We start from the raw sequence: 13,920 nt of genomic DNA, 5'->3' as shown, positions 1-13,920 counted from the left end.
GACACTCTATGATGAAATATTTTCACAGACAGGTTCAGCTTTGGGGCGAAGAGACGCAAGTCTTGCTTCAAGGCAAAAAAATAGCGATAGTCGGCGCAGGCGGACTTGGAAGTTCCCTAGCGTTTGCTTTGGGTGCCAGCGGAATCGGCGAGATTCATATGATTGACTTCGATGAAGTATCACTCCATAATATTCATCGCCAAATTGCTTTTAAAATGGGTGATGAGGGTAAAAACAAGGCTCTTGTAAACAGCGCGATTATTGAGCAGAGATGCCCTTTTGTAAAAGCCATTGCCCACGAGTGCAACTTTAAATCGTGGTGCGAAAAGGAGATTGCAATTGATTTGATAATTGACGCGACTGACAACCTCCCTACCCGCGCCGAGATAAATGACTACTGCAAAAGCGTCAATATGCCATGGATTTATGGAAGCGTGGAGGCTTTTCATGGACAGGTCTGTTTTTTTCAAGACTCATCATTTAGAGACGCTTTTAAAATAACATCAAAAATGCCGGCGGGGATAGCAGCCCCGATAGTTATGCACATAGCTTCACTTCAAGCAAATCTCGCACTCAGATATCTAGCGGGGCTTAATGTCAAAAAAGATATGCTCTACTACCTCTTTTTTAACAGCGATGGAGAGCTTATGACTCAAAAATTTTCTATTCCCAAAGCATAATTTTGTTAAATACTCTGTTTCTCAATTCTAAAGGAGTTTGATAGCCATTAACCTCTTTTTTATAGATTTAAGATATAATCTCGCCTATTATAAAGGGCATAAAAACTATGAATTTTGAACCATATCCATTTGAAAAACTAAACACTTTATTGCAAGACATTACGCCTAATAGCAACTATGAACCATCTGCCATGACTATCGGCGAACCGCAGTTTGAGACTCCTGATTTTATACAAAAAACTCTCTGTGAAAACTCATCACAGCTCAGACGTTATCCTAAGACTGCAGGCGAAGAGAACTTAAGAGCTTCTCAGAGAAAATTTGTAAAAACAAGATTCGGGGTTGAACTTCGCAATGAGCAGATTATCCCTACTTTTGGAACAAGAGAGGTTCTCTTTAACTTTCCCCAATTTTTTCTATTTAACAAAAAAGAGCCGACAATAGCCTTTACAAACCCTTTTTACCAAATCTATGAGGGAGCAGCTATAGCTTCAAGAGCAAAAACTATATACCTGAATCTTACTCAGGAGAACAATTTTAAGCCTGAAATTGATGAAGAAAAATTATCCACATGTAATCTTGTTATTTTAAATTTTCCAAACAACCCGACAACCTCTACACTAAGCGTAGAAGAGCTTGGAGAGTGGGTAAAACTCGCACTCAAGCACGATTTTGTGCTCTTAAACGATGAGTGCTACAGCGAGATTTACACAGATAAACCTCTACCTTCGCTTCTTGAAGCTTCGCTACATGTAGGAAATGAAACATTTAAAAATGTGCTTGTTATCAACTCCATCTCAAAACGCTCATCTGCTCCTGGACTTCGCTCAGGATTTATTGCAGGTGATGAAAATATCTTAAAAGAGTATATAAATTACAGAACTTACATAGGGTGTGCCTCTCCGCTTCCTCTTCAAAGTGCCGCTGCAGTTGCTTGGAGTGACGAGGAGCATGTAGGCATTGCAAGAGAGATTTACAAAAAAAATTTTGAAGCGGCACATGAGATTTTGGGAGTAGCGATTCCGGAAGCGACTTTTTATATCTGGCTGAGAGTACCAAACGCTCTAGAGTTTACAAGAAAGCTATACCGAGACTACAATGTAAAAGTTTTACCCGGAGAGTATCTCGCAAGAGCCGATGAAAACAGACTTAATCCGGGCAAAGATTTTATCAGAATAGCTCTGGTAGAGGATACACAAAAAACAAAAAGCGCGCTAAAAAGAATCAAGGAGTGTTTATCATGAGCAAAGCAGAAAATTTAAAGGCAGAGGTGCTCAAAGCACAACAAAACTCAGACATAGCATCTTTGTACATGTTAGAACAGCGTGCTCACGACACTTTTGATGAAGATACTCTTGGCGGCTTTTACGCAAACATACTTGATTTAGCGTTAGAAAGACTGACCGATACTCTTGAGGCTCACAGAGTTATGGATACAAATGAAGTTCAGGATTTTGCAACGCTCAGAGCACTATATGAGTATGCCATAGAGAACTACAGCGCTTCTCAAATCCATGATGCAAGCGCACTTTTTGAAGTTCTAAGCGGTCTGAGTAACGATAAGAAATTTTCAAATGCCATGAAAATACACACTCTCGCTTCGCAAGAGAAGCTTACTTTGGATGAGTTTCTAGAAAAAATCGCAGATATAGACGAGACACAAAAAGCTGGGACTTTTTATATAAGTTGCTTTAATAAAGAGGCACAAAAATTGCTGGGTGATTCCCAAATAGACGGGGAGCTAAGCGAATGAAAATTCATTTTATCGGTATAGGCGGAATTGGTATATCGGGACTAGCACAATACATGCATTACAAAGGCCATGAAGTAAGCGGTTCGGATATAGCCGACACTGCAATTACGCAAAAACTTCGCAAGCTTGGCATAGGCGTTACGGTTCCTCACGATGCATCAGTAATAACCAATCAGAACTTGGTTATCCACTCTGCTATCATTCGTCCTGACAATCCAGAAATCACAGAAGCAAAAGCACAAGGCATCGAAGTTCTTGCCCGCCGCGAAGCACTCCTTAAAATTTTAGACACTTCAAAAGTCTACTCTGTTGCCGGAGCACATGGAAAAAGCACGACAACGGCGATACTGACGTCCATAATGGAAGGTTCTGCAATTATCGGTGCGGAGTCAAAGGCGTTTGGCTCAAATGTTAGATATAACCCGCAAAGCGATGTTATGATTTTTGAAGCAGATGAGAGCGATGGCAGTTTTATAAACTCAAATCCTCACTGCGCTATTGTTGTAAATGCGGAGCCTGAGCACATGGAGTACTATGACTACAACTATGAGCTCTTCTATGAATCATACAAAACATTTATTTCATCTGCCCCTTGCCGCGTTTTAAATGCCGAAGACCCGTTTTTAAGCAAGCTTGTCGACAAAGTAGAGGCTTTGTGGCTACACCCAAGCCGTGATATCACAAACATAGAGTTTGTTCTGATTAACGATGAGCCACATACAAGATTTACACTCAAAAATCTCGGTAGCTTTGATGTTTGGGGATTTGGAAAACATATAGCACTTGATGCCGCTTTGGCGATAATGGCGGCAAACGAGTCGATGGATATCGAACTTATACGAGAGAAGATACTTACATTTAAGGGTATCAAAAAACGCTTTGACATCGTTGGAGCTGAGAGCGGCAGAGTAATTATTGACGACTACGGTCACCACCCTACAGAGATAAAAGCTACGTTTGAGTCTGTCAAAGAGTATGCACATCTCAAAGGTTTTGACAAGATTACGGCGATTTGGCAGCCCCACAAATACTCACGCACGATAGATAACCTAGAGGAGTTTATAAACTGCTTTGAAGGTGCGCAGGAGCTTATAATCCTCCCTGTTTGGGCTGCAGGTGAAACAAAAAGAGAGATAGATTTTGCTGATAGATTCAAAAGATATAACCTAATTATGGCGGATAATATCACAAGAGCAAACAACACAATAACCATCATCAAAGACAAAGAGGCGCTTAAAACACTCGACAAAGGTCTTATTATAGGCTTTGGTGCTGGAGATTTAACATATCAAATAAGAGGAGGGGCATAGTGGCATACATAGCTGGACTTATCATCGTAGGACTATTTTTTTTAGTCTTGCACTACTTTACCGAACTTAACCGTACCCAAAAAGCAGTTGTTACTGCAGTAGCTTTAGCTATAGTTCTATCAGCTGTAGCCTTTAACGCATACACCGACGCTCAAAGAGAGAAGATGCTAAATGTAGTTATGAAATTCAACCAGCATAATACGGTTCAGTGCAATGGAGTGGATGTTAACAGCACAAACTTCACCCTAAGCATAGGAACATACACTTTTATCGGCAGAGAGAACACTCCTCACTACAGAGAGATGATTAGTGCATCTAGATGCGAGTAGATAACGGCTCAAAAATTGATCTGCTTATAAATCAACTTGATTTAAACGATCATATAAACTCATTCAAAAACTTCTTCTCTCGCGAGGGCTCTCTTTATATAGAGGGCGACCAAGAGCTACACTACCGCTACATAAAAGCGCTTGATGAGATAGAGTTTAGGGCACCGCCTAAAGTTGCCTACTTCACAAATATAAAACTTCATCTTCAAAAACTCGGTGTACTTCAGTTTGAACAGATTTTTGAAATCATTAAAGTTATAAGATATTTTCGCTACCTAAAAAATATGGAGCTAAAAGGAATTATCGGCGAGTGGATGGCTAAGTTTGTTATAGAGCAGAAATTTTTTGAGGTTGAGAAGTATTTTACAAGCGATGGAAAATTTGATGAAAATCTAGATGAAGTGCTATTTGGTTTGGGTTCGCGCATAAAAGAGCATAAATCAAATATCAGTGGCTCACTCAAGAGGCTAACATCAAGCCCGAAACTCTCATCCTATCTTATAGACACGCAGGTACATCTTATAAACGATGAGGAGTGTCTTTTGGTACGCGGCGGATTTAACCATGTCCTAAAAGGCGCAATACTCGGCAGAAGCAGCAGTGGCGGGTTTTACATATCGCCCGATATTATCCTAAAATCAAAAGAGCAGATTCGCTACATAAATGAAGAGCGCGAGGCGATTTTTTATGCCTACGCGAAAGAGTTCTCATCCAAACTCTCAGAGCTTCTGCCGTTTATCTCATTTTGCGACAAAGAGTTTACAAAGTTTGACAACTATCAAGCAAGAGTTCTTTTTGCCAAAAGCAAAGACCTCCAAATAGTCAAATCAAAAAAAGATTCTAAAATCGTCATAGAGAGCTTTATTCACCCTGCACTTCACCATGCAAAACCTATACATGTAGATTTTTCAAAAAATATTTTGATGATTACGGGTGTAAACGCCGGCGGTAAAACAATGCTTCTAAAGTCGATACTAAGTGCCGCTTTTATGGCAAAGTATATCATCCCGATGAAGCTAAACGAGCACAAGTCACACATAGGAAGCTTTAAAAATATACTTGCTATCATCGACGACCCTCAAAATGTCAAAAACGATATCTCTACATTTGCAGGGCGTATGCAGGAGTTCTCAAAAATATTTGAAAACAGAGATGCACTTATCGGTGTTGATGAGATTGAGCTGGGAACCGACAGCGACGAGGCAGCTGCACTCTTCAAGGTTATACTTGACGAGCTAGTTTTAAGAGGGCAGAAGATAGTTGTAACCACCCATCATAAACGCCTAGCCGCACTTATGGCTGACCGCGACGACGTTGAGTTGATGGCGGCGATTTATGATGAGAAGAACAGGGTTCCGACTTATGAATTTATGCATGGAATTATCGGCAAGAGTTACGCTTTTGAGACGGCAAGCAGATACGGAATTTCCAACAAAATAGTAAACGAAGCAAAAGCTCTCTACGGAGACAATAGCGAGAAGTTGAATATGCTCATCGAGAGAGGCTCGCAATTAGAGCGTGAACTCAAGCAAAAACACAAAAAAATTGACGAGAAGATAGCGGAGCTTGAAGCAAAAGAGCGTGATTTAAAAGAGGAGAGGATTAAGATTTTCCAAGAACTCCAACGTGAGAAAAATGCGCTTAAAGAGAGTTATAAAATTGCTATAGATGAAGCAAAAAATGCAGCCCGTGCAGGAGATGTACAAGCTATTCACAGAGCGATGAACGAGGCAAATAAAAAATTGCCAAAAGAGAAAAAAGAGCAGACAAATCTACATGTAGAATTTAAAGTCGGCGATTATGTGAAGTACCATAGCAAAAAAGGTGTAATCGTTGCCATGAAAGACAAGAACGAAGCAATCGTAGAAGTTGAGGGGATGCGTGTTCGAGTTAAAACCTCTCACCTCAAACATACTCAGATACTGCAGCAAAAGTCAAGAACGGACATAAGTCTTAATGTTCAAAAAAGGGCGGGACTGAAGTGCGATTTGCATGGTATGAGAGCCGAAGAGGCAACCGAAGTGCTCGATAAATTTATATCAGATGCGCTCATAAACGGCTGGGATGAAGTTATAGTCTATCACGGCATCGGAACCGGCAAACTCTCATACGCCGTCAAAGAGTTTTTAAAAGCTCATCCCAGAGTTAAAAAATTTGAAGATGCGCCGCAGCATATGGGCGGATTTGGCGCGAAACTTATTACTCTTTAAAAATTTTTACTTATGTTACACACTAAAAACAACCCGTCCTTTTTTCTAAAATTACAAGGTTGGTTACTTATAAAAATAAATTTATTATTATTTCTGTTTATATTGTATCAGCTTTGTAGTTATATAATTTCACATTAAAATTACGCAAGGAAAACAATGAGCATTCTAAAACAATTAGTTAAATATTATCTATATATGATACTGATATTTTTTATAGGCAGGTTATTTTTATTTATACTCTATTTTGACAACTTTAAAGAGAGTGGTGTAGATTACTGGCTGACTTTCATCTATGGTCTAAGAATGGACACCATAACCGCCTCCGTGTTTTTGCTTATTCCCATGATGCTTCTAACACTCAGCCCAAATAGATTAAAACATTTTGTAAATAAATTTTTAAGGTACTACTTTTTGATAGTACTATCAATTATTATCTACATAGAAAATGCTACTTTCCCGTTTATTGCTCAGTATGACGTACGGCCAAACTACCTTTTTGTAGAGTACCTTGTCTATCCAAAAGAAGTGTTTGCTATGATATTTGCCGACTACAAGCCTGAGCTATTTATAGCTTTTACTATGATAGGCGCCTTTATCTATCTCTACCTTAAATACGCCAAAGATAGTGCTACTTCAGTATTTGACACAAACTATAAAAAACGATTAATTCTGTTTTTACCTCTGTTTCTACTGCTCTTTATTGGCGCCCGATCATCATTTGGACACAGACCTGCAAACACTTCTGATGCGATGTATACAACGAATAGAATGGTCAATGAGATAACTAAAAACTCTATATATAACATTGTTTATGCAATCTATACTAACAGCAAGCATGGAAGCAAAGAGGTGCAAAAACGATACGGAAAAATGGATATCAATGAGGCTATATCTAGGGTTCAAAATAGACTCAATATCCAAAGTATGGATGCCGCCTCACCATTCTCAAGGATCGAAGAGAGCCACTTTAAGAGGGCAAAACCAAAAAATCTGGTTATCTTCGTACAAGAGAGTCTGGGGTATCAGTTTGTTGAAGCAACCGGAGGAGAGAAAGGAATTACGCCTAATCTTAACAGACTGAGCAAAGAGGGAATTTTATTTAAAGATTTATACTCAAACGGCACTAGAAGCATTAGAGGTTTAGCCGGAGCCTCTGCCGGAAACCTTGCCGTTCCAGGTGAGGGAGTACTAAAGAGAAGCAAATCACAAAGTGACTTTTTTACCATTTCAACTGCTCTGGAGCCATTTGGTTATCATACAACTTTTATGTATGGCGGAGAGAGCAGATTTGACAATATGCGAAGCTGGTTTATCGGCAACGGCTTTGATGAGATTATCGACCAGCCATGCTTTGCAGATCCTACTTTTACCGCTCCATGGGGAGTGTGTGATGGAGATTTGGCAGAAAGAGCAAATGAAGAGTTTAAAAAGATGCATACCAAAAATCAGAAATTTGCCACCGTTATGTTTTCGCAGTCAAACCACTCTCCATTCGAGTACCCATACGAAAAAATTGAACTACTCGATGGAGTGCCCGCAAATAGCGTTAAAAATGCCGTAAAATACGCGGATTACGCTATCGGGCGTCTGTTTGAACTTGCCAAAAAAGAGGAGTATTACAAAGATACAGTTTTTGTAGTAGTTGCAGACCATAACGTCAGAGTTTACGGTGATGATATGATTCCTGTTGATATGTTTCAGATACCGGCAATTATCTTAGGAGCAGACATCAAGCCGATGACCTACGATAAAATCGCAACGCAGCCAGACGTCTTGGCAACTGCGCTGGATCTGCTTGGGCTTGATTTGAAATACCCTATTATGGGACACTCGATTTTTAGCGATAAAAAGCAAAATATTTCTCTGATGGAGTTTCATGGTTCCTATGCCCTTAGAGTGGATAACAAAGTTTCGATTCTCAGCCCAAACAAAGAGGCGGTTACCTTTTTATATAAAAAGCCGGATACATATTTAGACAAAAACAACCATCTAACCCCCATTGAGCACGACTTAGAGCTGGAAAAAGATGTATTGGCGTTTGTCGTAACATTAGATCATATGTACGATAAAAAATTATATAGATAGGAGGAAGAAACTTGTTTAAAAATATAACACAAATCAGACTTATAGCGTTTGTCGCACTATTTTTTGTGCTCTTTGATAATGTTGCATTTTTTCAAAATGTGACAGAAGTCTATCCTTTTAGCGGATTTAAAAATATTGCTTTTGTATTCTCTCTTGCTTTTATTTTATTTGCTTTTACCGTTTTGCTATTTACGCTGCTAAGTTCAAAATACACAACTAAACCGCTTCTGATAACAGCAGTCATTATTTCATCACTTACAAACTACTTTATGAATACTTACAGTGTAGTCATCGATGACTCCATGATTAGAAATACAATGCAGACAGATATAAATGAGTCTATGGATTTGTTCACTTTTAAACAGTTTTTGTATATTGTGTTACTTGGTATTTTGCCGGCATTTATGATATATAAGGCAAAAATTGAGTACGGCACTTTAAAATCAGAGATGATACTAAAAGCAAAAACAATTCTTATATCTATATTGGTAATTGTTATAACTCTTTTTTCTTTTAATAAATTTTATACCTCATTTTTCAGAGAACATAAACCTCTTAGATACTACACAAATCCTACTTACTGGATTTACAGTATCGGCAACTATGTTAGCAAGACACTCGACTCTGGACCTGTTTTCTTAAATGAAATAGGGGAAGACTGCAAAATTGTTAAAGATGAAAAAGAGCCCAAAGAACTCATAATTATTGTAGTCGGTGAAGCGGCACGAGCTGACAGATTTTCTTTAAACGGCTACAAAAAAGAGACCAATCCTCTCCTTAAAAAAGAGGATATAATTAACTTTTCAAACATGTACTCATGCGGCACTTCGACAGCCGATTCCGTTCCATGCATGTTCTCTTTTTTCGACAAAGCTGACTACAGCTACAAAAAAGGCATTCAAACAGAGAATATCTTAGATGTGCTAAAGCGCACCAATGAAATTGAAATATTATGGAGAGATAATAATTCTGATTCCAAAGGCGTAGCGCTTAGAGTTCCTTATGAGGATTATAAATCACCCGCAAACAATACAATGTGCGATGATGAGTGCCGCGATGAGGGTATGCTTGTTGGTCTTAACGAATATATAGAAGCCAACAAAAACAAGAATATCTTAATTGTCCTTCACCAGATGGGAAACCATGGACCGGCTTACTATAAAAGATATCCAAAAGAGTTTAAAATTTTTACTCCCGAATGCCAAACCAACCAGCTTGAAGATTGTACGCAAGATGAGATTGGAAATGCTTATGATAATGCTATCCTTTACACAGACTATTTTTTATCAAAAGTTGTAAATTTTTTAAAACCATACTCAAAAAGCCATCAAGCAGCAATGATTTATATGAGCGACCATGGAGAAAGTTTAGGTGAAAACGGCTTATATCTCCACGGTATGCCCTATTTTATGGCACCTAAAGAACAAAAACACATTGGCGCGGTGATGTGGTTTGGCGATGAGATGAAAAAAAATATAGATACAGCAAAGCTAAAATCATACAGCGACGAGGCATTTTCGCATGACAATCTTTTTAACACAATCCTTGGCTTGTTTAATGTAGAAACAAAAATATATAATGACAATATGGACATGCTAAAAAATGCAACAATCAAGAAGTAGGGAGTTATTAATCACGCTGTTTTTGCTTTTAGGGGTAATTCTCCTATTTGCTTCTACAAACCTTGATATTTTTATACAAGAATTTTTTTATAATGCAAATAACAACCAATGGTTTTTAGACAGAAATGAACCTCTGCCAAAGTTTATCTTTTATGATGGAATTAAAAAGCTTATTATCCTCTTTGCAATAGGTATTCTTTTTGTTTTGATTTTTTTCAGAAAAAACAAAACAGTTTTAGAGTACAAAAAAGGTCTGATAATTGTCCTGCTATCTATTATAATAGTGCCTTTGAGCATCGGAAGTCTAAAAGCTGTTACCAATATGCCTTGCCCAAAAAATATTCAACATTTTAACGGTAAATATCCAGATGTAAATCTATTTCAATGTTATCCCGATGAGTTTAAAGCAAAAAACCCTGACTGCAGTATAAAGTGTTGGCCTGCTGGACATGCAAGCGGAGGTTTTGCGCTGCTTTCGCTCTTTTTTTTATTTAAAAGTCGAAGAAATCGAAAAAGAGCTGTTATAATTGCTTTGAGCGTCGGATTTAGCATGGGCACATACAAAATGTTAATTGGTGACCACTTTTTTAGCCATACAATCATTACAATGCTTATAGCTTGGCTGATAATTTTACTCATCGATAGCCTAAAAACAATACAACAAAGGAGATATATTGCGCAACCAGCCGAAATATAATTTTTTCAAAAATACAGGTTATGCACTAAATGGATTAAAAGATTTAATCCGCACAGAGACATCATTTAAAATCGAACTAATTTTAACTATTATTCTACTGCCTCTGATTATATTTATAGATGCCACTCTTATCCACAAAGCTCTGCTGTTTATCTCACTTACGGGAATGCTCTTGGCAGAGGCCACAAACAGCGCTATAGAGAGAGTCGTTGACTTGGTTACGCTGGATCACCACCATATGGCTGGACGGGCAAAAGACGTAGGAAGCACAATAGTTTTTTTAAGCATATCCGTATTTGTGGCAACTTGGATAATTGTATTAGTCGATATCTACATGTAAGCTTCAAATGAAAAACAAAAAAGTAGCAATCATCGGTGGCGGAGCAAGTGGGCTTTTATGTGCAATATTTTGTGCAAAAAAAAATCTACTCGTTGATATTTTTGAGCAGAACTCAAAATGCGCCAAAAAGATTTTGGTCTCAGGAAACGGGCGCTGTAACATTACAAACAAAAATTTAAGCGCAAGTGACTACTCTTCTCAGAACCCATCTTTTGTGGAGTTTGCACTTAAGGAGTTTGGATTTGGTGAGTTTGAGAGATTTTGCGAGAGCATCGGACTTCTACTTGACGCTAAAGATGACGGACGAGTCTATCCGCTTAGCAATGAAGCAAAAAGCGTTGCCTCTCTACTTCTTGGCCATGCAAAAAGTTTAGGCGTAAATATTCACACAGACACGAAAATAAGAGATATAAAAAAACTGTTTGGCGAGTATGATTCGGTGGTTATAGCAACAGGTTCAGAGGCGGCATCCCATCTTGGCGGAAACAGAGATGGTTTAGAGTTTGCAGAGCTGTTTGGGCACAATATAATCCCGACATACCCATCTCTTGTTCAGCTTCACCTTAACTCATCCGTTGTGAAAAAAATGAGCGGAACAAAGATAGATGGCGAAGTTACACTGTTTATAAACAACAAAAAAGATTCTTCGTGTAGCGGTGATATACTCTTTGCGGACTACGGGGCTTCGGGTTTTGCAGTGCTTGATATTTCCCAAAGAGCAAGTGTCGCCTTAATGGAGTTCTCACATGTTAGTATCTCAATAAATCTGCTTCCTGCTTTTAATGTGCAAAAGCTCTCAAACTATATAAACAAGATGTCTGAATTAGATCCAAAAATAACTATTTTCGAGATTCTTATCGGGCTCATCCCATCAAAAATAGTCTCAGGAGTTCTAGAAGAACTCGATATCTTACACTCAACATGCGGTAATGAAATCGGCATAAAACTAAGCAAAAAAATAGCAAATCAGATGCTGAACTGGCGTTTTGATGTAAGCGACACTCACGGCTTCAGACATGCAGAGGTTGCAGGCGGCGGAGTTGATACAACAGAGATAAACCCAAAAACTTTTGAATCACTAAAACAAAAAAATCTCTACTTCTGCGGAGAGGTTTTGGATGTTGTCGGTCGCCGCGGCGGCTATAACTTTGCCTTTGCTTGGGCAAGCGGGTTTTTGGCTGCAAGAGATATAAGTAGAACTTGATTATTTTGACTATTTTTAGCTATAATATAGTCATATTAACCAAAAAAGGCTAAATTATGACTAAAGTAAATCTTGCCGAAACTAAAGCTCATCTAAGCAAATATATAAATATGGCAGAGTTTGCGGGGGAAGAAATCGTCATTCAAAAACATGGTCGCCCTGTTGCTGCTCTAATTAATATTGAACTATACGAAAAGCTTAAACGGATGGATTCATCCGTTAACAATGATAAACTTGTATATGAAAAACTAAACTATAAAGAACATATTGTAAAACCTTTATATACTCTTGATGAAATGCTGCAGTTGATAAGCGATGAAGAAAAAGATGTAAAGCCTTTTTCGGACATTGATGATGTTGTGGCTTTTGCTAAAGAGCTTCGTAACAATGCGTGGAAGCGATAATGGCACTCTTAATTGATACTTGTATCATAATAGATTATCTACGAGACAATAGTAAAATTGATTTATCAAAAGAGGAAATTTTGATAAATCCTGTTGTAGAACTTGAAATTTTGCAAGGTGTTAGAAATAAAAAAGAGCAAAAAGATGCACTACGTCTTATGGAATCATTCGGGCATGTGGAGTATTCAACCGAATGTTTCAATTTAGCTAAAATACTGATACTCCGCTACTCACTTTCACATTCACTCAAACTCCCAGATGCGCTCATCGCCGCTTCATGTTTGATTTATGATTTGCCGCTATGGACATACAACATCAAAGATTTTGCTTATATCGATGGGATGAAAATTTATCAAAAAGGAAATGATGATGACGAATGAAGAGTTGAGTAAAAAGATATTAAGTGATATTCAATACATAAAAGAAAATTCTGAACTTTTACAAAAAAGGCTAGTAGATCATAACATATCTACTGATACTTTAAATGAAATTAGATCCGTATTAAATAAAATCTTCGACAATCCAGTACACAGCATCTACGGTGATAAAAGCGGAGATAAAAATATAGGCTTAGACCAACTAGAAAAGTTTGCATCTATTTTTGAAAAAATAAAAAAATAGATTCTATACTAAAGAAACAAACCCAACAAAATTTGAATCACTTTCGCCTTTGCTTGGGCAAGCGGGTTTTTGAGTGCAAGGCATATAACCAAAGTCTGATTTTACCTAAACCCTCTTGCTTAGCAGATATATTACTACTTTATGCCGCAAGTATTTATCTTGAGCAATTCATAAAGCGGGCACCAGTTTATAAGCGCTGTTGCAATAGGGATAAGACCTATAAGACCAAGCCAACTCCCAGTCATCATACCAAGAACAATAAAAATCACACCAATAACAATTCTAGCTACTTTATCTATTTTACCTATATTTTTTGTCATCTTAAATCTCCTAGTTTAATTTTATACTTATAAACGTCTGCCCTGAATAACACGAATTAAAATCACCACGATTGCTAGAACTAAAAGAATATGAATAAATCCACCCATTGTAAAAGAGGTAATCAATCCCAAAAGCCAAAGAACAACTAGCACGACAGCAATAATTTCTATCATATCTCCTCCTCCTAATCAATATGCCGTATGCTGTTTTAACAACATATTGCATATAACGGTTTATCCGGACACCTCTGTCGGTTTCATTCGGACAGTTGAAGAAGAGATATTTTCTGTGGCGATATTTTAGCATAAGTGTCCGAATGATTTTTTATTTCTCTTGGATTTTTT

At 37.9% G+C, this 13,920-nt stretch carries 16 protein-coding genes; 14 read left to right on the top strand and 2 right to left on the bottom strand.

Annotated features, from left to right (window positions below):
• Positions 1-8 precede the first annotated feature (8 nt).
• The 14 genes from K0A91_RS08260 (at position 9) to K0A91_RS08195 (ending at position 13,255) form a co-directional block, all read left to right on the top strand.
• Positions 9-680: a ThiF family adenylyltransferase gene (locus K0A91_RS08260; protein ID WP_295009712.1), complete on the top strand. Its 672-nt coding sequence runs from the start codon at positions 9-11 to the stop codon at positions 678-680.
• Positions 681-787: 107 nt separating this feature from the next.
• Positions 788-1,924 carry a succinyldiaminopimelate transaminase gene (locus tag K0A91_RS08255; RefSeq protein ID WP_295009711.1) on the top strand — a complete coding sequence of 379 codons (1,137 nt, stop codon included), beginning with the start codon at positions 788-790 and terminating at the stop codon, positions 1,922-1,924.
• The gene (locus K0A91_RS08250) at positions 1,921-2,433 is read left to right on the top strand and encodes a hypothetical protein (RefSeq protein WP_295009710.1); all 513 of its coding nucleotides are present in this window, start codon (positions 1,921-1,923) and stop codon (positions 2,431-2,433) included. The genes K0A91_RS08255 and K0A91_RS08250 overlap by 4 nt, the downstream gene beginning before the upstream one ends.
• A complete protein-coding gene (murC, locus tag K0A91_RS08245; RefSeq protein ID WP_295009709.1) occupies positions 2,430-3,743 on the top strand; it encodes a UDP-N-acetylmuramate--L-alanine ligase in 1,314 nt (437 codons plus the stop codon). Before K0A91_RS08250 ends, murC begins: the two co-directional genes overlap by 4 nt.
• Positions 3,743-4,072, top strand: a complete 330-nt coding sequence (locus K0A91_RS08240) for a hypothetical protein (protein WP_295009708.1) — start codon at positions 3,743-3,745, stop codon at positions 4,070-4,072. The genes murC and K0A91_RS08240 overlap by 1 nt, the downstream gene beginning before the upstream one ends.
• Complete coding sequence (locus tag K0A91_RS08235) at positions 4,063-6,282, top strand: endonuclease MutS2 (RefSeq protein WP_295009707.1); 2,220 nt, start codon at positions 4,063-4,065, stop codon at positions 6,280-6,282. The genes K0A91_RS08240 and K0A91_RS08235 overlap by 10 nt, the downstream gene beginning before the upstream one ends.
• A gap of 156 nt (positions 6,283-6,438) precedes the next feature.
• Complete coding sequence (locus tag K0A91_RS08230) at positions 6,439-8,367, top strand: LTA synthase family protein (protein WP_295009706.1); 1,929 nt, start codon at positions 6,439-6,441, stop codon at positions 8,365-8,367.
• Positions 8,368-8,378: 11 nt separating this feature from the next.
• Positions 8,379-9,989 carry a phosphoethanolamine--lipid A transferase gene (locus K0A91_RS08225; RefSeq protein ID WP_295009705.1) on the top strand — a complete coding sequence of 537 codons (1,611 nt, stop codon included), beginning with the start codon at positions 8,379-8,381 and terminating at the stop codon, positions 9,987-9,989.
• Entirely contained in the window at positions 9,970-10,686 is a 717-nt protein-coding gene (locus tag K0A91_RS08220) for a phosphatase PAP2 family protein (protein WP_295009704.1), read from the top strand. Before K0A91_RS08225 ends, K0A91_RS08220 begins: the two co-directional genes overlap by 20 nt.
• Entirely contained in the window at positions 10,664-11,026 is a 363-nt protein-coding gene (locus K0A91_RS08215) for a diacylglycerol kinase (RefSeq protein WP_295009703.1), read from the top strand. The genes K0A91_RS08220 and K0A91_RS08215 overlap by 23 nt, the downstream gene beginning before the upstream one ends.
• Before the next feature lie 7 nt (positions 11,027-11,033).
• A complete protein-coding gene (locus K0A91_RS08210; protein WP_295009702.1) occupies positions 11,034-12,230 on the top strand; it encodes an NAD(P)/FAD-dependent oxidoreductase in 1,197 nt (398 codons plus the stop codon).
• A 56-nt stretch (positions 12,231-12,286) separates the two neighbouring features.
• Entirely contained in the window at positions 12,287-12,634 is a 348-nt protein-coding gene (locus K0A91_RS08205) for a type II toxin-antitoxin system Phd/YefM family antitoxin (protein WP_295009701.1), read from the top strand.
• On the top strand, positions 12,634-13,014 hold the full coding sequence (locus K0A91_RS08200) for a type II toxin-antitoxin system VapC family toxin (RefSeq protein ID WP_295009700.1): 381 nt from the start codon (positions 12,634-12,636) through the stop codon (positions 13,012-13,014). The genes K0A91_RS08205 and K0A91_RS08200 overlap by 1 nt, the downstream gene beginning before the upstream one ends.
• Positions 13,004-13,255 carry a hypothetical protein gene (locus K0A91_RS08195; RefSeq protein ID WP_295009699.1) on the top strand — a complete coding sequence of 84 codons (252 nt, stop codon included), beginning with the start codon at positions 13,004-13,006 and terminating at the stop codon, positions 13,253-13,255. The genes K0A91_RS08200 and K0A91_RS08195 overlap by 11 nt, the downstream gene beginning before the upstream one ends.
• Before the next feature lie 134 nt (positions 13,256-13,389).
• Here K0A91_RS08195 and K0A91_RS08190 read toward each other — a convergent pair whose 3' ends face one another.
• The gene (locus K0A91_RS08190; RefSeq protein ID WP_295009698.1) at positions 13,390-13,575 is read right to left on the bottom strand and encodes a DUF2892 domain-containing protein; all 186 of its coding nucleotides are present in this window, start codon (positions 13,573-13,575) and stop codon (positions 13,390-13,392) included.
• 27 nt (positions 13,576-13,602) lie between these two features.
• On the bottom strand, positions 13,603-13,749 hold the full coding sequence (locus K0A91_RS08185; RefSeq protein ID WP_295009697.1) for a lmo0937 family membrane protein: 147 nt from the start codon (positions 13,747-13,749) through the stop codon (positions 13,603-13,605).
• Positions 13,750-13,920 lie beyond the last annotated feature (171 nt).

Source organism: Sulfurimonas sp. (assembly GCF_019429335.1).
Classification (GTDB): Bacteria; Campylobacterota; Campylobacteria; order Campylobacterales; family Sulfurimonadaceae; genus Sulfurimonas.
This window is presented reverse-complemented; position numbering and strand designations above follow the sequence as displayed.